We start from the raw sequence: 19594 nt of genomic DNA, 5'->3' as shown, positions 1-19594 counted from the left end.
GTGCTACACAGGTTATGAACAGCGTCCGTTTGAGACGGCACAACAAGGGAAGAGTTTACATGGCTGGACAGTCTGGCGGCCCATGGGGCGGCGGCGGAAATTCAGGCGGCGGCGGGGATGACGGCCGCCGTGGCAACAATGGTGGTGGCCCTCGGCGCCCGAACGATGGCCCGCCGCAGATGCCCGAAATCGACGAGCTTGTGAAAAAAGGCCAAGACCAATTGCGCGTGCTCATGGGTGGGCGCGGCGGCGGCGGTGATGGCCCCGGAGGCGGTGCAGGCGGCCCCGGTTTCGGGCGCGGCACCTTTATCCTTGGCGGCTTGATCGCTGTCGCGGTCTGGCTGGCGGCAAGCCTTTACACCGTAAAGCCCGAGGAACAATCGGTTGAATTGCTTCTCGGTGAGTATTCATCGACCGGCAACCCCGGCCTGAACTTCGCCCCGTGGCCGGTTATGACCTATGATGTGGTCAACGTTACGTCGGAGCGGACAGAAGACATTGGCGTGGGCCGCGGCAGCGACAACGACGGTTTGATGCTGACCACCGATGCCAATATCGTCGATATCGACTTTCAGGTGGTCTGGAACATCAACGACCCGGCCAAACTGTTGTTCAACATCCGCGATCCGCAGCTGACCGTTCGTGCGGTCTCCGAGTCGGCCATGCGTGAGATCATTGCCGCCTCGAACCTTGCGCCGATCCTCAACCGTGACCGGGGGATCATCGCAGATACGGCGCGCGAGAATATCCAGGAAACGCTGGATGACTATGAAAGCGGCATCAATATCGTGCGGGTGAACCTCGATACGGCAGACCCGCCGCGCGAAGTGATCGACGCCTTCCGCGAGGTGCAGGCCGCCGAACAGGAACGCGACCGTTTGCAACGTCAGGCTGACGCCTATGCCAACCGGGTTCTGGCCGAAGCGCGTGGTGAAGCGGCGCAGATCATTCAGGAATCCGAAGGGTACCGAGCGCGCGTCGTCAACGAGGCCATCGGTGAGGCCAGCCGCTTCATCGCCGTGGCTCAAGAGTTCAACCGCGCGCCGGAAGTGACCCAACGCCGCCTATATCTTGAAACGATCGAGCGGACGCTGGGCCAACTTGACAAGGTTCTGATTGATGAAACCAGTGGCGCGGGACAAGACGGCCAAGGCATCGTGCCTTACCTGCCGCTGAATGAACTGCGGCGGGGTGGTGGCACCTCATCCAACACGAACACCAATACCGGAGGCTCGAACTGATGCGTAAAACCGCACTTATTCTGCCGGTCGTCGTGGTTGCCTTTATCGGGGTGCTGTCGTCGATCTTCATCGTGGATGAGCGGGAAAAAGCGCTTGTTCTGCAATTCGGCCAAATTCGACAGGTTGTCGAAGAACCCGGCCTTGGTTTCAAGATCCCGGTCATTCAGGAGGTCGTGCGCTATGACGACCGTATCCTGTCGTTCGACACCGATACCATCGAGGTCACACCGTCGGATGACCGGCGCCTCGTGGTGGATGCCTTCGCGCGCTATCGCATCGCGGATGTCGTTCGCTTCAGGCAAGCGGTTGGCGTTGGTGGCATTCGCGCCGCCGAGGACCGTTTGTCGTCGATCCTGAACGCGCAGATCCGTGAGGTTCTGGGTGCTGATCAGGTCACGTCGGACACGATCCTGTCGCCGGAACGGGGCGAATTGGCCCGCCGTATTCGGGCACAGGCGCGCACCAGCGCAGAAAGCCTTGGACTGCAAATCGTGGACGTGCGATTGAAGCAAACCAACCTGCCGCAACAAAACCTTGATGCGACCTTTGCCCGGATGCGGGCCGAGCGTGAGCGCGAGGCCGCGGATGAGATCGCCCGTGGTAACGAGGCCGCGCAACGGGTGCGCGCTGCTGCGGACCGGACCGTGGTTGAAACCGTCAGCCAGGCCGAGCGCGAGGCCGAGATTACCCGCGGTGAGGCCGATGCCGAGCGGAACCGGATCTATGCCGAGTCTTTCGGCAAGAACCCCGAGTTCTTTGCCTTCTATCGCTCTCTGACGGCCTTGGAAAAATCGCTGCAAAGTGAGAATTCCACCATGGTCTTTTCGCCCGACAGCGAGTTCCTGACCGAGATGTTTGGCGCCATCCGGGCCGATGGCTTGGGTAGGGTCGATCTCGAGGATATCGACATCGACAGCCTGCGCGAAATGGCACCCGAGATGGAAGTATCGCCCGATCTTCCCGAAACGGAACGCCAGCGTCTTGAAGAGCAGGCGACCGAAGGTAACGACGCCGAGGCGACCAATTGATTGAAACGGCACTTCTGGCCCTTGGGCTGGTACTGATTGTGGAGGGGCTGGTCTATGCGCTGGCCCCTTCGATCATTGAGCAACTGCTTGTGGCCTTGCAGGCCCTGAGCGAGGAACAGCGCCGGTTCTTCGGGCTGGCCTGTCTGGCGATTGGCACCGTGATGGTCTGGGCTGCCAAGACATTGGGCGCTTGATTTAAAGCTCACATGCGGTTCACATGGGCGTGACACTGTGTTGCGATCTTTGCGATCTGCGTTTGGCATCTTACATGACACCCATAGATCGTTCCGGGGCCGTAGACCCGGCGACACATTCGGACCAAGGCAAGGAGATCCAAGGTGACAGCCAAATCCGTAGCAATGAAACAGCAAAGCACCGGGATGATGAGGGCGTTTTACCTGACGCTTCTGACCACGGTTTTGATCGTGGCGCAGGCCATGGTGGCGCAGGCCCGGGAAAGTTTCGCCGATCTGGCCGACAAGGTCAGCCCGGCCGTGGTGAACATCACCACATCAACCGTCGTGGCGCAGGGGGCCGGCCCATCGCCCATCGTTCCCGAAGGCTCGCCCTTCGAGGATTTTTTCCGCGAATTTCGTGACCGCAGCGGTCAGGGGGATCGCCCGCGCCGCACCTCGGCGCTGGGGTCGGGCTTCGTGATCAGCGAGGACGGGTTTGTCGTGACGAACAATCACGTCATCGAATCTGCCGATGAGATCATTATCGAGTTCTTTTCTGGCAAGGAACTGGAAGCCGAGGTCGTGGGCACCGACCCCAAGACCGACATCGCGCTTTTGAAGGTCTCGCCCGATGAACCACTGCCCTATGTCAGCTTTGGCGATAGCGACACCGCCCGCGTGGGCGATTGGGTGATGGCCATGGGTAACCCGCTGGGTCAGGGGTTCTCGGTTTCTGCCGGGATCGTATCGGCCCGTAACCGCGCCCTGAGCGGAACATATGACGACTATATTCAGACCGACGCCGCGATTAACCGTGGTAACTCGGGTGGCCCGCTGTTCAACATGGATGCACAGGTGATCGGCGTGAACACCGCGATCCTGTCGCCCACTGGCGGCTCGATCGGGATCGGCTTTTCAATGGCGTCGAATGTCGTGACCCGCGTTGTCGACCAACTCAAGGAATATGGTGAGACGCGCCGAGGTTGGTTGGGCGTTCGCATTCAGGACGTCACCGATGACGTGGCCGAGGCCATGGGCCTTGAAGAGGTTCGCGGTGCCCTTGTGACTGACGTGCCAGAAGGCCCTGCCGCTGAAGCCGGCATGGAATCGGGCGACGTGATCCTGTCATTCGATGGCAAGCAGGTGGAAGACACCCGCGGCCTTGTTCGCCAAGTAGGAAACACCGAGGTCGGCAAGACCGTGCGCGTTGTCGTCTTCCGCGAGGGCAAAACGCAGACCCTCAAGGTGACGCTTGGTCGTCGTGAGGCCGCCGAGGGCGCTGTCCCTGCTGCGCAGCCGAATGGCGAGGCGGAACCCTCGGAGGCGGCGATCCTTGGCATGACGCTCAGCACCCTGACCGAAGAGTTGCGTGGCCAGCTTGATCTGACTGATGAGGCGACAGGCCTTGTGGTGACCGATGTCGACAACCTGTCGGAAGCCTATGAAAAGGGCCTGCGCGCGGGTGACCTGATCACTGAGGCGGGCCAGCAAAAGGTCAACGCGATCAGCGATTTCGAGGATCGTATCGCTGATGCCGAGGAAGCCGGACGCAAGTCGATCCTGCTTCTTGTGCGTCGCGCCGGGGAGCCGCGTTTCGTGGCGTTGCCCTTGGATAGCGAAGATTGATCGCCTTGAAATTCTAGATAGGCTTGCAAAGGGCGCCCACAGGGGCGCCCTTTTTTGCTTTGGCGCTTGGGGTGTGGCTCACTGATGCTTGCGTGGCGTGCGGAATTCGGTTTGAAAGGCCGTGTTGAATTCGACAAGGGCCTCCCCGATATGACCACATGGATCACTGTCTGCGACACCTGCAAGCGCGATGATTGGACCGCCGAAACCCACACCCGGACCCATGGCGAGGATCTGGCCGAACTGGTGGAGCGTCAGGCCGAGGGGCGCGATGTGAAAACCCGGCGGGTGTCTTGCCTCATGGGCTGCTCGCATGGCTGCAATGTGGCGATTCAGGCGCAGGGCAAGCTGGCCTATACGCTGGGACGGTTCGAGCCGGGCGAGGAGGCGGCGCAGGCCATCGTGGATTATGCCGAGATGCACGCGCAAAGCGACACGGGCCGCGTACCGTTCCGCGAGTGGCCGCAAGGGGTGAAGGGGCATTTCGTGACCCGCCACCCGCCGCTGCCCGACGCAGAGGGTTAAGGCCGTGCAGGCGCCGCGCGATCATGGCGGGGGGCTGGATGCCGCCGTGGCCGACTATGGCGGACGTCGTGCGGATTGGATTGACCTGTCGACCGGGATAAACCCGGTGCCTTACCCGGTGCCGCAGATTGCGACCGAGGCTTGGACAGCCCTGCCCGATAGAGCCGCGCAGGATGCGCTTCTGGACGCCGCGCGGCGGCACTGGCACGTGCCGGACGAGGCGGCGATTCTGGCGGCCCCCGGCGCCTCCAGCCTGATTGCCAAGCTGCCCATGCTGGCCCCCAAGGCCCGCGTTGATATTCCCGCGCCCACCTATAATGAACACGCCGCTGCCTTCTTGGCGCACGGCTGGGACATGGGCGAGGAGGGGGCCAGCGCGCGGGTCATCGTGCATCCCAACAACCCCACCGGCCATTGGTACGCCGAAGAGACTTTTGACAGCCCATTGACCGTGGTCGATGAAAGTTTCGCCGATGTCTGGCCCGACCGGTCCTGGGTGCATGAGGCCGCACGCCCTGGTGTTGTCGTCCTCAAGAGTTTCGGCAAATTCTGGGGGCTTGCGGGCATGCGCCTTGGCTTCGCAATTGCCACGCCGGATGTGATTGGGCAACTGGCCACGGCGCTTGGTCCTTGGGCCGTGTCGGGACCGGCGCTGACGATTGGCGCGGTGGCGCTGGACGATCACGATTGGGCGGTGGAAACCCGTGTGCGTCTGAATGAAGATGCCGCGCGGCTGGATGCCCTGATGATCCGCGCGGGGGCGCGGGTTGAAGGCGGCACGTCGCTTTTTCGGCTTTACGAGGTGGACGACGCCAAGGCTTGGCAAGCGCGCTTTGCCCGAAACCATATCTGGAGCCGTGTGTTCCCCTATTCGAAAACATGGCTGCGGCTGGGCCTGCCCGCGCCGGGGCAATGGAGCCGCTTGGAGGCCGCGTTATGAGCACCGCCCTTGTCCTTGCCATCGCCATGATTCTGGATGCCCTTGTGGGCGAGCCGCGCGCGATCTGGGATCGGGTGCCGCATCCGGCCGTTTTGATGGGGCGCGTCGTGGGCTGGTTTGACCGGCGATTGAACGCAGGTGAGGCGCGGCGGGTCAAAGGGGTTTGCACGATGGCGGCGATGGGCGCGGGCGCCGTGTTGCTTGGTATGGTGCTTGAGGTCTTTGGCCCGGTCGTCGAGGTGGTCGTGGTGGCCGTGCTGTTGGCTCAAAACTCCCTCGTGACCCACGTGCGCGCCGTGGCCCGTGCCCTGCGCCTTTCGGTCGGCGAGGCGCGGCGCAGCGTCGCGATGATCGTGGGCCGCGATACCGCCGCGATGGATGGCCCCGCCGTGGCCCGTGCCGCGATTGAATCGGCAGCGGAAAACCAAAGTGACGGGGTGATTGCGCCCGCCTTCTGGTTCCTCATTGGCGGGTTGCCGGGGCTATTGCTTTACAAGATCACCAATACCGCCGACTCGATGATCGGCTACCGCACGCCTCGGCATGAAGAGTTCGGCTGGGCCGCGGCGCGCTTCGATGATCTGCTTAACGTGATCCCCGCGCGCCTGACCGCCGGTTTGATCTGGCTGAGCCATGGGCGCTGGCGGGGCTTTGGCGCGGTGCGTGCCGATGCGCGCCTGCACCGGTCCCCCAATGCGGGCTGGCCCGAGGCAGCGATGGCGCGGGTGCTGGGCGTGGCGCTGTCCGGGCCGCGGGCCTATGAGGGTCGGATGCGCGATTTTCCCTTCGTCAATGCCATGGGGCGGCGTGATATCGGAGCGCAGGAGGTCGAGGACAGTTGCAATGCGCTGTGGCGCAGTTGGGGGCTGACCTTGGGGTTTGCCATGATCGCCGGTCTTCTTGGCTGAGCTTGGCGTCATTGCGGTGGCGGCGCGCAAATGACAATGGGCACCCGCAGGGGGTGCCCAATGCCGAATCTGTCCAAAGACTATCAGCGACGCACGTCGTCACGTGTGCTGACGGGGTGCTCTTTCCCCTTGCCGACTGAGGTCATGGACATGTCGCCAAATGTGGTGTTGGCGGCGCGGCTGACCTCTTGGTCATTTGCCAGCGCATCATCGACCACCTCACGGCTTTGCGACAGCGAATAGCCTTCGATCACGACGCGCTGTCCGCGTTCCTGGGCCAAATCGACCTTGTAGAGTTCGTTCTGGCTCATGCTGTTGAAGGTATCGACGCTGATCCAATTTGGGACACTGCGTTTCAGGTTGCCGGCATCCATCGCGGTTGCGGGCAGGGCAGTGGCGCCAAGGGTCGCGGCGACGGCAAGGCCAAGGATATTGCGGGTTTTGGTGTTGATGGATTTGGTCATTTCAGAACTCCTTTTTTTCGAGTGCGATACTGAAGAGGTGGGCCCGACCAAGCCGAATTTCCAAACACATGTTCAACACGTAAGTGAGAGCCATGGCGTGAGGATTTCGTGAGGTTTCGTGAGGGGTTAGGGCAAACCGGCACAGTTGTGAAAACGGTGATTTAGGTTTCCCGAGAAACGCTTTAAGGTGGGCAAAACTTTTCAAAAGCGGGGATATCCCATGCGATTTTTGTCGATGACGGCGGGTCTGATCATGTTGGCTGGTGGGGCCATGGCGCAGACCTGTGGCGGCAGTTTCCAAGGCTTTGTGAATGACCTGAAGTCCGAGGCGGTCTCGCGCGGCTTTGATCGCGGCACGGTGGATCGCTTCTTTGCCAACGCGCGCCGTGATGCATCCGTGATCAAGGCCGACCGGCGGCAAGGGGTCTTTCAACTGCCCTTCGTGGATTTCGCCCGCCGTTTGATCAGTGCGGGTCGCCTGAACAAGGGGCAGCAGATGGCGCAGCGCCATGACGCGGTTTTTGACCGGATCGAGGCGACATATGGCATTGACCGTGGGGTCCTTTTGGCCTTTTGGGCGTTTGAGACCGACTACGGCGCGTTTCAGGGGGATTTCAACACGCTGAACGCGCTGGTGACGCTTTCGCATGATTGCCGCCGCCCGGAATTGTTCCGCCCGCAGGTTTTTGCCGCGCTGGAGCTTTATACCCACGGCGATTTTGACCCCGCCCGCACCACCGGCGCTTGGGCCGGGGAAATCGGCATGGTGCAAATGCTGCCCGAGGATATTATCGAGAACGGGGTGGATGGCGATGGTGACGGGCATGTCAGCCTGAAAACCTCGGCCCCCGATGCCCTGATGTCGGGGGCCAAGATGCTGAGCTCGCTGGGCTGGCGCCCGAACGAGCCCTGGTTGCAGGAGGTGACGGTGCCTGCGGATATGGACTGGTCCCTGACGGGCCTGCGCACCACCAAGCGCGCCTCGGAGTGGGCGGCCATGGGGGTGCGGCCCCGGCATGGGCAGATCGCCGGATCACTGCCCGCCAACTTGATCGTGCCACAGGGGCGCGGCGGCCCGGCCTTCCTCGCCTATCCGAATTTCCACGTCTATTTCGAGTGGAATCAGAGTTTCACTTACGTCCTCACCGCCGCCTATTTCGCCAACCGTCTAGAAGGCGCGCCGGTGTTTGACGCGGGCAATCCGGCGCCGGGCCTTTCGGGGGAGCGCATGAAGCAGCTACAGCGCAAGCTGGCCGCGCGTGGCTATGACGTGGGTGATATCGACGGCATCCTTGGCGCAGGCACCCGTGCCGCCGTGCAGGACATACAGCAAAAACTGGGCCTGCCCGCCGATGCCTGGCCGACGCCCGGTCTACTGAACCGTTTATGACGGCGCTTCGGGCTCGTAGGTAAGAAAACGCACCGCTTGGTCGTGGCCCAGTTTCTCGGCCAGCACCTGATCACGTGAATACCAGTCGTAGCGTTTATCTTCGCGCACCGGTGACCAGAACAGCACGCCCCCCTTGCGCCATGGGTCAAGGATGACCCCATCATGCAGGGCGGCCCCCTTGCTGCTGATGATGGCGGTGGAATGCTCCAGCCGCATGTTATTGTGGTTGGCCACCGCGCGATGCAGGTCGAGCGTCTGGAAGTTCTCCTTGCGCAGGCGCAACTCGATATCCCGCGCCCAGTGCCAGCAAAGCCCGCGCGGTTTTGTGCCAAGGTTCACCTTGGTGTTGTGGATCAGCGGCGGGTCGGTGATCTGGTATTCCTGCGCCAATTGGTGGGTATAGGCGTAGGTGACCTGAGCGGCGCGCTGCGCCTCCTCGGGGTCGACATCAGGGCCTAGGTTTTGGATCGCCTGCGCCAGCTGCGCCACCTCCTGCGGCGTGCCGGGGGGCGGGCCATTCGGGCCGGGGGCTTGGGCGCAGGCCGCCAAAAGGCCGAACGCCAGAAGCGATAGAAGGCGCAGGGCGCGGGGTGCGATCATGGTAAAGACCTTGGATAGCCGTGTTGCTCAAAGTGCTAGCCCGACTTGCCCGGTCTGTCGAGGTTAAGGGCACGAAACCCACGTCTATGTGACCGCTGTGAGACAGGCGGCGTTAACCATGCCAGCACCGTGCGCTTTACTTTTTGGTAATAGATGCCCATCATATTGGGTGTATCGAAAGGATTTTCAGTGTCTTCACCTGAAAACAGTGACCCTGCGGAGTTGCAGCTCCGCAGGGTCTTTCTTTGTCATGGGCTTATCGCCCGATCCAAAGACGGATGATAGCAAGCAGCAGCGTTGCGGCTGCCAGAGTCACCATCCACTTTCGAAAGGATTTTTCTGTCAGTATCCTCACCTGCTTTCACTGCAAGGGATTGCAGTGAAAGCATCCTGAGAGGAGCGGCTTAAAGGAAGTTTAAAATTTTCGGAAAAGGCGGCTTTTCTAAGCCACCATCGACTCGGCTTTCTTGAGGTCGACCGAGACCAATTGGCTCACGCCTTGCTCGGCCATGGTCACCCCGAACAAGCGGTCCATCCGGCTCATCGTGACCGCATGGTGGGTGATGATCAGGAAGCGGGTTTCGGTGCGGCGGCACATCTCATCGAGCAGGTCACAGAAGCGGCCCACGTTGGCATCGTCCAACGGCGCGTCCACCTCATCCAGCACACAGATCGGCGCGGGATTGGCCAGGAACACCGCAAAGATCAGCGCCAAGGCGGTGAGCGTCTGTTCGCCCCCCGACAAAAGCGACAGGGTGGCCAGTTTCTTGCCCGGCGGCTGGCACATGATCTCAAGCCCCGCATCCAGCGGGTCGTCGCTTTCGACCATCACCAGATTGGCCTCTCCCCCGCCAAAGAGATGCGTAAACAGCATCGAGAAATTGCTGTTCACCTGCTCAAAGGCCGTCAGCAACCGTTCGCGCCCTTCGCGGTTGAGGCTGGCAATCCCGTTGCGCAGGGTCTTGATGGCTTCCTCAAGGTCCTGCTTTTCCTTGAGCAGGCCGTCATGCTCTTCCTCGACTTCGCGGGCGTCTTCCTCGGCCCGCAGGTTCACCGCGCCAAGCGCATCGCGCTGGCGCTTGAGGCGGTTCACATCCGCTTCGATCGCCTCGGAAGAGGGCATTTTATCGGGGTCCGCGCCCAGTTGCTCCAACAGTTTTTCCGGCGTGCTGTCTTGCTCCTCGACGATCCGCTCGGCGGCATAATCGCGCGCCTCGCGGGCCGCATCGCTGCGCGCCTCTGAGCGGGCGCGCGCCTCGCGGGCCTCTGACGCTGTGCGCTCGGCATCGCGTTCGGCGGCCACCGCCTCGCGCGCGGCAGCTTCTCCGGCCGACAGCTTATCGGCGGCTTCGGCGCGGCGCGCTTCGGCCTTGTCGATCTCAAGGCCCAATTCATCCCGGCGGGCGGCGATTTCCTCGGGCTTGGCGCTGGCCTCGGTCAGTTCCGCCTCGGATGCCGCCTTGCGCTCGGCCAGTTCGGCGCTGCGCTTCTCGGCGGTCTCAAGGCGATGCCGCCAGCCGCTGATTTCCTTGGTGACTTCCTGCGACCGACGGGTGCGGGCCTCGCCCTCGCGGCGGGTTTCGTCATGGGCTGACCGCTTGGCCATCATGGTTATGCGCGCCGCCTCGACCGTCATCTTGACGTCTTCGACATCGGCGCGCGCGGCATCGAGATCGCCCAAGCCTTGCAGGCCCGACTCGGCCTCGGACAATTGTTTGCGCGCGGCAAGCGCCTCCTCCTCGTGACGGGTCACGGCAAGGCTCATCGATTCCAGTTTGGATTGCGCAAGATTGCGATCCGCCTCGGCGCGGCTGAGCGCGCGGTTGGCTTGGTTCATTTCGGCATCCGCCGCCCGGCGGGCCTCGCGCGCGGCGCGGTCGGCTTCGGTCAATTCTGCCAGCTTGGCGCGCAGGGTGTCATGCGCCTGCACCGCCCCTTCGGCGCGGGCTGTGGCGCGGGCCAATTCCTGCTTCAGCTCTTCCAAGCGGTTGAGCTGTTGCAAGCGCAGCGCGGCGGCCGAAGGCGCATCCTCGGCCCATGCGCGATAGCCATCCCAACGCCACAGGTCCCCCTCACGGGTCACAAGCCGCTGACCGGGTTTCAAAAGCGGTTGCAGGCGTGGGCCATCGTCCGGGTCGACAAGCCCGATTTGCGACATGCGACGCGACAGCACCTCGGGGACCGAGACGTGTTGATTAAGCGCGGTCACCCCTTCGGGCAGGGTCTGCTCGCTTTGATAGCTGGGCAACACCATCCAGCCGGACGGCCCATCGCCCTCGACCTCGGGCGCGCGCAGATCATCGGCCAGCGCCGCGCCCAGCGCCTTTTCAAAGCCCTGCTCAACTTGCAGCCGGTCAAGGATTTGCCCGCCCTCGGCGGTATCGCGGTCCACCAGTTTGGCCAAGGCCGTGACCTCGGCAGACAGCGCATTGACCTCGCCCTCGGCCTCGGACCGTTCGGCGCGCGCGGTGGTTTCCCGCGCTTGGGTGTCCGAGCGCGCCTCTTCGGCCCTGTTCAGGGCCTCTTCGGCGGATTGCGCGGCCTCAACGGCGGCACTTTCGGCGGCCTTGGCCGCGTCATGGTCGCGCCCTGCCTGATCCAGAGCATTTTGCGCGGCTTCGGCGGCCTGTCGGGCGCGTACCGCTTCGGCCTCGCTTTTCTCAAGGGTCTTGCGGCTGTCCGAGAGCAAACGCTGCGCCGATTGGTGACGCGCGGCAAGGCGGGCCACGTCTTCGGTCAGTTCCGAAAGCTGGGTTTCGCGATCCTGCAAGACTTGGGCGGCCTCGCGCGCCGCTTCGGCCGCCTCTGCCAGCTTTTCCTCATGACCTTCACCCGCCTTGGCCAGTTCGCGGGCCTCCCATTCCAGCCGTTCGATGGTTTCGCCCGCGTCGCGGTTCAGGCCCGACTCGCGCTCCATGTCGCGGGTAAGCTGCTCAATGCGGCTTTGCAGGGTCTCGATCCGGGCGCGGGCGTTTTCCTCCTGGTCGTTCAGCGTGTCGCGTTGCACCTGAAGGCGTTGGAGAACCGCCGCCGCAATCGCCTCTTCCTCGCGCAGCGGGGGCAGGGCCTCTTCGGCCTTGGCACGGGCCTTCACGGCCTCGCGCGCCGCCGCTTCGGCCTGTGACGCGGCACTGGTGCGCTCGCGCAGTTCCTCTTCGGCCCGGGCGCGGGCCTCGTCGGCCTCTTTCCAACGCCGATACAGCAACAGCCCCTCGGCCTGCCGCAACTCCTCGCCAATCGCGCGATAGCGCGCGGCCTGTTTGGCCTGGCGGGCCAGTTGCGCCAATTGGCCTGCCAGTTGTTCGATCACGTCATCGACTCGGGCCAGGTTCTGCTCGGCCCCCTTCAGCTTCAACTCCGCCTCATGGCGGCGCTGATAAAGGCCCGAAATCCCGGCGGCTTCCTCAAGGATACGCCGCCGCGCCTTGGGCTTGGCATTGATCAACTCACTGATCTGCCCCTGCCGGACAAGCGCCGGGGAATGCGCGCCGGTGGAGGCATCGGCAAAGAGCATCTGCACGTCGCGGGCGCGTACATCCTTGCCGTTCACCTTATAGGCGCTGCCGACATCGCGGGTGATGCGGCGGACGATCTCAAGGTGATCGCTGTCGTTGAACCCCGAAGGCGCAAGCCGGTCGGAATTGTCGATATGGATCGACACCTCGGCAAAGTTGCGCGCGGGCCGCGAGGCCGCGCCGGCAAAGATCACGTCTTCCATGCCGCCGCCGCGCATCGCCGTTGGCCGGTTTTCCCCCATGACCCAGCGCAGCGCTTCCAAAAGGTTCGACTTGCCACAGCCGTTCGGCCCCACAACCCCGGTCAGCCCATCGGCGATGAACAGGTCGGTGGGGTCCACGAAGCTTTTGAAGCCGGTCAATCTGAGCTTGGAAAACTGCAAGGGCACCTCGGGCGCAATGATTCCGTCTGGCATGAAATGTGACGGGCGCTTGTGCGGTCTGTCAATGCAGAACCCCTGTATATGGCGTTATGAGGTGACTTATCCACAAGATATGCGCAAATTTCCGAGCTATTTGGCGGATCGCTGCCTATGGCGGCATCAGGATCAAAAGGTTGCGATTGCCGATGGTTTTGCCGATTCTCGGAAAGTTGTGCTTTGGAATGCATGGCTCGAATATGGCGCGCCTGTACCGTATCGCGTCGGAATCCGCCTTGACGGCCAAGGGCCTGAGCGCCATACAAGCCTTTGTGTGGTTCCCCTAAGAAGGTGCAAAGCACCGGGGATGAAACAGGGAATGACGTGACAGCGGACCCATGTCGGGAGCTTATGCGTCAGCCGCCCCCGCGACTGTATGCGGTGAGCGGATGCCATCATGCCACTGGGCCAGTCCCGGGAAGGCAGGCATTCGCAGCGACCCGCGAGCCAGGAGACCGGCCACGCAACGGGTGCTTGCATCCGACCCATGAAACAACGGACGGGGTGTGCCGTTGAGGGACCGTGACAGGCGATGTGCGCCAACGGGCCTCTGCGCGACCCCCTTCAAAAAGACCCGAAGGGGACAGACATGAAAAAACTCTTTGCTATCGCGGCCGCGTCGATTGCTGCCACTCCTGCGCTTGCGCACCATCCGCTGGCTGGTCAGCCGATGGAAACCTTCATGCATGGTGTGATGTCCGGCGTCGGTCACCCTGTGCTTGGCTTTGACCACCTGTTCTTCGTGGTCGCCATGGGCATCGCAGCCCTGTTCACCGCACAGCGCTTTGTTGCTCCTGCTGCCTATCTTCTGGCGATGCTGGCAGGCTGTGGCCTGATGTATGCGGGCATCGCCATGCCGGTCAAGGAGGCCATGATCGCGGTCTCGCTTCTGGCTGTTGGCGGGGTCGTTCTTTCGGGCCGCGCGCTGGGCGCGGGGACGGCGATTGCGCTTTTTGCGGCGTTCGGCCTGTTCCACGGTTCGGCCTTCGGTGACGCGGTTGCGGCGCAAGAAGGTGGGGCCGGTGCCGCGGTTCTGACCGGCTATCTCATCGGTCTTGGCGTGATCCAATACGCGATCGCCATCGCGGCAGGCTGGGCCGCGGAAAAACTGCTTGGCGCAACCGAAGCGGCCTCCACCAATGCCCGCCTCGTCGGTGCGGCGGTTGCTGGTGTCGGCGTGTTCCTGTGCCTTGAGATTGTCGAGGGTCCGGTCGTCGCAATGATTGCGGGCTAACCTCGCTGCATATTCAGCGAAGCGGTTCTGACAGGGCCGCTTCGTGGTTCCATCACGGGGTTTTGGATGACTCGCGGCGTGGCGGCACTGCTTCTAGGCGTGGTTTTGGGTCTTGGACTTGGCTTTGTGCTTGGGTCAAACCTTGAACAGGGGCCAACACCCCATAACGTGCCAAATTCCGCCGAAACGGGCGATGCCGCCCATGACCATTCCGCCCATGACCATGGTCAGGGCGATATGTCAGGCCATGATCACTCGAAACTGATTGAGGCAGACAGGCCCGCGCCCACGCTCACGCTCAGGGTCCTGCCCGATGGCATGCAAAGCCGAAACCTGCATATCAAGACCACGCATTTCACCTTCGACCCCGAAGGTGTGAACGGCCCGCACAAACCCGGACATGGCCACGCCCATGTCTATATCAACGGCATCAAACAGCCCCGCGCCTACGCCCCTTGGGTGCAACTCCATGCCCTGCCCATCGGCACGCATGAGGTCCGCGTGACTTTGAATGCCAACGACCACAGCCAACTGGCCATCAATGGCCAACCTATCGAAGCCACCGTAACGCTGGTTATTGACTGACCGCGTATTGCCCCTGACCTGACTGGAGAGCCTGCCAATGCCTGCCAAGATCCCCGCCACCGTCGTCACCGGCTTTCTGGGTGCCGGAAAAACCACCCTCATCCGCCACATGCTGGAAAACGCGAATGGCAAGCGTATCGCGCTCATTATCAATGAATTTGGCGATCTTGGCGTCGATGGCGGCATCCTAAAGGGCTGTGGCATCGAAGGCTGCGCCGAGGATGATGTCATGGAGCTTTCCAACGGCTGCATCTGCTGCACCGTCGCCGATGATTTCGTGCCGACCATGCAAAAGCTGCTCGACCGTGAGAATGCCCCCGATCACATCGTGATCGAAACCTCGGGCCTTGCCTTGCCGCAACCCTTGGTGCGCGCCTTCAACTGGCCCGAGATTTCCACCCGCGTCACCGTCGATGGCGTGGTCACCGTGGTCGATGGCAAGGCCGTCTCGGAAGGGCGCTTTGCCCATGACGTGGCCGCCGTTGATGCGCAGCGCGCCCAAGACGAAAACCTCGATCACGAAACGCCCCTGTCCGAGCTTTTCGCCGATCAGGTCGCCTGCGCCGATATGATTGTGGTCAACAAATCCGACCTTCTCGAAGGCGATGAGGCCGAGGCATTGGTTTGCAAACTCAAATCCGACAGCCGCGATGGCGTGCAGGTGGTCAAATCCACCATGGGCGCGCTGCCGGTCGATGTGCTTTTGGGGCAAGGTGTGGGGGCCGAGGGCGATATGGAGGCCCGGCACGAGGTGCATCACCACCACCACGACCATGATCACCACGACGATGATCACGACCACCATCACCACGATCACGACCATGACGATTTCGAAAGCTTCGTCGTCACCCGCCCCGAGATTGCCGATCCGGCAGGTTTCGCCCAACAAGTGGCCGATGTGATCCGCGCGCATGACATCCTGCGCCTCAAGGGCTTCGCCGCCGTCGCGGGCAAACCCATGCGCCTGACGCTTCAGGCCGTCGGCCCCCGCATCGACAGCTACTTCGACCGTCCCTTTGCCGGCGATGAGGCGCGCGAAACCCGCCTGGTGGTCATCGGTCAATCCGGCCTCGACCGCGCCGCGATCGAGGCGGCGCTCTCGGCCTGATGCACCTCCTCGCCGCCACCCCCGGGGCCATCGACGATGGCAGCGAAGCCGTCGATCTGGGCCAAACGCCCGCCGACGTGGTCTTCATCTCGGCTGCCGATACTGAACTGGCCGCACTCAGCGCCGCGCGCGTCGAGATGGACGCCCCCCCGGGCCTGCGGCTGGCCAATCTCACCCACCTCAATCATCCGATGTCGGTGGACCTGCACCTTGACGATTGCGCCACCAAATCGCGGCTGGTGGTGGCGCGGGTGCTGGGCGGCATGGGCTATTGGAAATACGGCGCCGAACAATACGCCGCCCGATGCCATGAGGCGGGCGTGCCGCTGGCCCTCCTGCCCGGCGACGATAAACCCGACGCCGAACTCCGCGCGCTTTCCACCATAAGCGATGAAGACTACGACGCCCTCTGGGCCTACCTCGTCGAAGGCGGGCCGGAAAACGCCACCAACTTCCTCGCTTACACCCGCGCCATGCTGGACGGCGGCGAGAAACCCATGGCGGCCAGTCCGCTTTTGCGCGCGGGCGTTTACTGGCCCGGCGCGGGCGTGGCCGACCTCTCAGCGGCGCAGGCAGCATGGACCGAAGGCCAACCCACAGTCCCCCTCATCTTCTACCGCGCGCTGGTGCAAGGCGCGGGCCTCAACCCGATCAACCGGCTAGTCAAATCGCTCCTGCGCCAAGGCCTCAACCCGTTGCCCATTTTCGTGGCCTCGCTCAAGGATCCGGTCTCAACCGCCACGCTTGAGCATCTCTTCACCGCCGCCCCGCCTGCGGTGATCCTCAACTGCACCTCCTTCGCGGTCGGCTCCCCGCACCAAGGCGATGACAGCCCCGAAAACCCCCTCACCATGCCCGCCGCCCAAGCCGCGCCCATCTTCCAGGTGGTCCTCGCCGGGTCGTCCGAGGAAGCCTGGGCCGAGGGTCTCACCGGCCTTTCCGCCCGCGACATCGCGATGAACGTGGCCCTGCCCGAGGTCGATGGCCGCATCCTGTCGCGCGCCATCAGCTTCAAGGGCGAGGCTTTCTTTGACGAGGCCACCGAATGCCCCATCGCCACCTACCGCGCCCAAGGCGACCGGGTGGAATTCGTCGCCCAACTCGCCGCCAACTGGGCCAAGCTGCGCGCCACGCCCGAAGCGAACCGCAAAGTGGCACTGGTGCTGGCCAACTACCCCAACAAGGACGGCCGTCTTGCCAATGGCGTGGGCCTCGACACCCCCGCTGGCACCGTCCACGTCCTCGGCCTTTTGCAAGAGGCGGGCTACGACATCCAAAACGCCCCGCAAGACAGTGACCAGTTGATGCAGGCCGTCATGTCCGGCCCCACCAACTGGCTCACCGACCGGGCGCAGAAAACCGGCGGCGTCACCCTACCACTCTCCACCTATCTCGATCACTTCAACGCCCTGCCATGGGAGATGAAGGAACAGGTCACCTCCCGCTGGGGCGCGCCCGAGGAGGACCCGTTTTTCACTCCCGGTCAGGTCGATTGCGGGTATTTCGCCCTTTCGGCGCTGGAATTCGGCAAGGCCGTCGTCGGCATCCAACCGGCGCGCGGCTATAACATAGACCCCACCGATACCTACCACTCCCCCGATCTGGTCCCGCCGCACAACTACATCGCCTTCTACATCTGGCTGCGGCACCACTTCGGCGCGCAGGCCATCGTGCATATGGGCAAACACGGCAACCTTGAATGGTTGCCCGGCAAGGCGCTGGCCCTTTCGCAAACCTGCTGGCCCGAGGCCGTGTTCGGCCCCACGCCGCATGTCTATCCCTTCATCGTCAACGACCCCGGCGAAGGCACCCAAGCCAAGCGCCGCGCGCAGGCGGTGATCATCGATCACCTCACCCCGCCACTGACCCGCGCCGAAACCTACGGCCCGATGAAAGACCTCGAAGCGCTGGTCGATGAATACTACGAAGCCGCAGGCGTCGATCCCCGCCGGATCGACCATCTGCGCCGCGAAATCCTGACGCTCACCTCCGCCACGGGGCTGGACAAGGACGCGGGGCTGTCGGGGGAGGATGAGGACACCGATCTTGCCAAGCTCGACGCCTACCTCTGCGAGTTGAAAGAGGCTCAGATTCGCGATGGTCTGCACATCTTTGGCCAATCCCCCACAGGCGTGCAGGAACGCGATCTGCTGCAAGCCCTCCTGCGCGTGCCGCGCGGGCAGGGGCAGGGCGGCGATGCCTCCATCATCCGCGCACTGGCCGAGGATCTGGCCCTTGGCTTTGATCCGCTCGATTGCGACATGGCTGCGCCGTGGACCGGGCCAGCCCCCGACCTGCTGCACTCCGTGGACAGCGCCCCATGGCGCAGCCACGGCGACACCGTCGAGCGGCTGGAAGAACTGGCCGCGCGGCTGCTGAGTGGCGAAGAGGGCCCGCCGGGCCCGATGAGCCGCGCCGTGCTGGACCATGCGGAAAGCACTGTGCGCCCCACGCTCCGCGCCTGCGGCCCGGACGAAGGGCGGGGGCTTCTCACCGCCCTTGCAGGCCGGTTTGTCGCCCCCGCCCCCTCGGGCGCGCCCACCCGTGGGCGGCTCGATACCCTGCCCACCGGGCGCAACTTCTTTTCCGTCGACAGCCGCGCCGTGCCCACCCCCACCGCTTGGGCGCTGGGCTGGAAATCGGCCAATCTGCTGATCGAAAAGCACCTGCAAACCCATGGCGATTGGCCCCGCACCATGCTTCTCACCGCTTGGGGCACCGCCAATATGCGCACCGGCGGCGATGACATCGCCCAAGCCATGGCGCTCATGGGCGTGAAACCCAAATGGGACAGTGCCAACCGCCGGGTGACGGGCTTTGAAATCCTGCCCCAAGGCGTGCTGGGCCGCCCGCGTGTGGACGTGACCCTGCGCATCTCGGGCTTCTTCCGCGATGCCTTCCCGCAGCTCATTTCGCTTTTCGACAGCGCCGCGCGCGCCGTGCAAGCGCTTGATGAACCCGAAGACCTCAACCCCGCCGCCGCCCGCGCGCAGGCCGACGGGGCCACCCCCCGCGTCTATGGCGCGAAACCGGGGGCCTATGGCGCGGGGCTTCAGGCAATGATTGATGAACGGCTCTGGGCCGATAAGGCCGATCTGGCCGAGGCGTATCTGACATGGGGCAGCTATGCCTATGGCGCGGGCGACGAAGGCCGCGCCGACCGTGAAGGGTTCGAAACCCGCCTGCGCCAGACCGAGGCGATCGTGCAGAACCAAGACAACCGCGAACACGACCTTCTGGATTCGGATGACTATTACCAATTCGAAGGCGGGGCGGCAGCAGCGGTCAGCACCCTACAGGGCCAAGACCGGCCGATCTATCACAACGACCATTCCCGCCCCGAACGCCCCGTGATCCGTACGCTCGAAGATGAGATCGGCCGCGTTGTGCGTTCCCGCGTGGTGAACCCCAAGTGGATCGAAGGGGTCAAGCGCCACGGCTACAAAGGCGCCTTCGAGATGGCCGCGACCGTTGATTACCTCTTCGCCTTCGCCGCCACCACCGGGGCGGTGCGCAGCCATCACTTCGATATGGTCGAGGCGGCGTTCTTGGAAGATGACGATACCCGCGAGTTCATCGCCCAACACAACGCCCCCGCCCTGCGCGAGATGGCCGAAAGGCTGCAAGAGGCGATTGACCGGGGCCTCTGGATGCCGCGCTCCAACTCCGCCCGTGCGCGGATTGCGGCGGCGGCACATGGCGATAGGGCTGAAACATGACCGTGGTCATATTGTCTGTGCGGCAAAGCGCAGGCCGGCGCTATTTGCGGCTTGGCCTGCATGGGTTCACAGCGCGCCCTGTTAATTCCCGCGCCTTACAGCCGACGTACCGACGC

Annotated in this window: 15 protein-coding genes and 1 riboswitch; of the genes, 12 read left to right on the top strand and 3 right to left on the bottom strand. The window is 63.4% G+C overall.

Features of this window, described 5'->3' with window-relative positions; all coding sequences use genetic code 11:
• Nucleotides 1–59: 59 nt before the first annotated feature.
• From hflK to cbiB, 7 genes are all read left to right on the top strand, one after another.
• A complete protein-coding gene (gene hflK / locus QZ498_RS05810; protein ID WP_294620790.1) occupies nt 60–1241 on the top strand; it encodes an FtsH protease activity modulator HflK in 1182 nt (393 codons plus the stop codon).
• Entirely contained in the window at nt 1241–2269 is a 1029-nt protein-coding gene (gene hflC / locus QZ498_RS05805) for a protease modulator HflC (protein ID WP_294620789.1), read from the top strand. The genes hflK and hflC overlap by 1 nt, the downstream gene beginning before the upstream one ends.
• Complete coding sequence (locus QZ498_RS05800) at nt 2266–2463, top strand: DUF2065 domain-containing protein (protein ID WP_294620788.1); 198 nt, start codon at nt 2266–2268, stop codon at nt 2461–2463. The genes hflC and QZ498_RS05800 overlap by 4 nt, the downstream gene beginning before the upstream one ends.
• Nucleotides 2464–2649: 186 nt before the next feature.
• On the top strand, nt 2650–4071 hold the full coding sequence (locus QZ498_RS05795) for a DegQ family serine endoprotease (protein WP_294620844.1): 1422 nt from the start codon (nt 2650–2652) through the stop codon (nt 4069–4071).
• A 150-nt stretch (nt 4072–4221) separates the two neighbouring features.
• On the top strand, nt 4222–4596 hold the full coding sequence (locus QZ498_RS05790; RefSeq protein ID WP_294620843.1) for a DUF1636 domain-containing protein: 375 nt from the start codon (nt 4222–4224) through the stop codon (nt 4594–4596).
• A gap of 4 nt (nt 4597–4600) precedes the next feature.
• Nucleotides 4601–5536 (top strand): threonine-phosphate decarboxylase CobD, encoded by a 936-nt coding sequence (gene cobD, locus QZ498_RS05785; RefSeq protein ID WP_294620787.1) that lies wholly within the window; start codon nt 4601–4603, stop codon nt 5534–5536.
• Nucleotides 5533–6444, top strand: a complete 912-nt coding sequence (cbiB, locus tag QZ498_RS05780; protein WP_294620786.1) for an adenosylcobinamide-phosphate synthase CbiB — start codon at nt 5533–5535, stop codon at nt 6442–6444. Before cobD ends, cbiB begins: the two co-directional genes overlap by 4 nt.
• Before the next feature lie 83 nt (nt 6445–6527).
• On the opposite strand, the gene QZ498_RS05775 is transcribed toward cbiB, so the two are convergent.
• A complete protein-coding gene (locus QZ498_RS05775; RefSeq protein ID WP_294620785.1) occupies nt 6528–6908 on the bottom strand; it encodes a hypothetical protein in 381 nt (126 codons plus the stop codon).
• Nucleotides 6909–7128: 220 nt separating this feature from the next.
• Here QZ498_RS05775 and QZ498_RS05770 point away from each other — a divergent pair, with 220 nt between their 5' ends.
• A complete protein-coding gene (locus tag QZ498_RS05770; RefSeq protein WP_294620784.1) occupies nt 7129–8298 on the top strand; it encodes a lytic murein transglycosylase in 1170 nt (389 codons plus the stop codon).
• Here the strand turns inward: QZ498_RS05770 and QZ498_RS05765 are convergent.
• The gene (locus tag QZ498_RS05765) at nt 8293–8898 is read right to left on the bottom strand and encodes a hypothetical protein (RefSeq protein ID WP_294620783.1); all 606 of its coding nucleotides are present in this window, start codon (nt 8896–8898) and stop codon (nt 8293–8295) included. The two genes, QZ498_RS05770 and QZ498_RS05765, sit on opposite strands and share 6 nt — an antisense overlap.
• Before the next feature lie 442 nt (nt 8899–9340).
• Nucleotides 9341–12796: a chromosome segregation protein SMC gene (smc, locus tag QZ498_RS05760; protein ID WP_294620842.1), complete on the bottom strand. Its 3456-nt coding sequence runs from the start codon at nt 12794–12796 to the stop codon at nt 9341–9343.
• 294 nt (nt 12797–13090) lie between these two features.
• Nucleotides 13091–13311: riboswitch (cobalamin riboswitch) on the top strand.
• A 110-nt stretch (nt 13312–13421) separates the two neighbouring features.
• On the opposite strand from smc, the gene QZ498_RS05755 reads away from it, so the two are divergent.
• The 4 genes from QZ498_RS05755 to cobN all read left to right on the top strand — a co-directional run bounded on the left by QZ498_RS05755 (nt 13422) and on the right by cobN (nt 19478).
• A complete protein-coding gene (locus QZ498_RS05755; protein ID WP_294620782.1) occupies nt 13422–14066 on the top strand; it encodes a HupE/UreJ family protein in 645 nt (214 codons plus the stop codon).
• 66 nt (nt 14067–14132) lie between these two features.
• Nucleotides 14133–14651 (top strand): hypothetical protein, encoded by a 519-nt coding sequence (locus tag QZ498_RS05750; RefSeq protein WP_294620781.1) that lies wholly within the window; start codon nt 14133–14135, stop codon nt 14649–14651.
• Nucleotides 14652–14688: 37 nt separating this feature from the next.
• A complete protein-coding gene (gene cobW, locus QZ498_RS05745) occupies nt 14689–15759 on the top strand; it encodes a cobalamin biosynthesis protein CobW (RefSeq protein ID WP_294620780.1) in 1071 nt (356 codons plus the stop codon).
• Nucleotides 15759–19478, top strand: coding sequence for a cobaltochelatase subunit CobN (cobN, locus tag QZ498_RS05740; protein ID WP_294620779.1), 3720 nt, complete (start codon nt 15759–15761; stop codon nt 19476–19478). The genes cobW and cobN overlap by 1 nt, the downstream gene beginning before the upstream one ends.
• The last annotated feature ends 116 nt before the right edge of the window (nt 19479–19594 follow it).

Source organism: uncultured Roseovarius sp., assembly GCF_913057115.1.
GTDB lineage: Bacteria > Pseudomonadota > Alphaproteobacteria > Rhodobacterales > Rhodobacteraceae > Roseovarius.
This window is presented reverse-complemented; position numbering and strand designations above follow the sequence as displayed.

Coding starts and splice junctions, on each gene's coding strand:
- QZ498_RS05775 (WP_294620785.1), bottom strand. CDS start 6,908: ATGACCAAATCCATCAACACCAAAACCCGCAATATCCTTGGCCTTGCC.
- cobW (WP_294620780.1), top strand. CDS start 14,689: ATGCCTGCCAAGATCCCCGCCACCGTCGTCACCGGCTTTCTGGGTGCC.
- QZ498_RS05790 (WP_294620843.1), top strand. CDS start 4,222: ATGACCACATGGATCACTGTCTGCGACACCTGCAAGCGCGATGATTGG.
- QZ498_RS05770 (WP_294620784.1), top strand. CDS start 7,129: ATGCGATTTTTGTCGATGACGGCGGGTCTGATCATGTTGGCTGGTGGG.
- QZ498_RS05795 (WP_294620844.1), top strand. CDS start 2,650: ATGATGAGGGCGTTTTACCTGACGCTTCTGACCACGGTTTTGATCGTG.
- QZ498_RS05750 (WP_294620781.1), top strand. CDS start 14,133: ATGACTCGCGGCGTGGCGGCACTGCTTCTAGGCGTGGTTTTGGGTCTT.
- cbiB (WP_294620786.1), top strand. CDS start 5,533: ATGAGCACCGCCCTTGTCCTTGCCATCGCCATGATTCTGGATGCCCTT.
- QZ498_RS05765 (WP_294620783.1), bottom strand. CDS start 8,898: ATGATCGCACCCCGCGCCCTGCGCCTTCTATCGCTTCTGGCGTTCGGC.
- hflC (WP_294620789.1), top strand. CDS start 1,241: ATGCGTAAAACCGCACTTATTCTGCCGGTCGTCGTGGTTGCCTTTATC.
- cobN (WP_294620779.1), top strand. CDS start 15,759: ATGCACCTCCTCGCCGCCACCCCCGGGGCCATCGACGATGGCAGCGAA.
- hflK (WP_294620790.1), top strand. CDS start 60: ATGGCTGGACAGTCTGGCGGCCCATGGGGCGGCGGCGGAAATTCAGGC.
- QZ498_RS05755 (WP_294620782.1), top strand. CDS start 13,422: ATGAAAAAACTCTTTGCTATCGCGGCCGCGTCGATTGCTGCCACTCCT.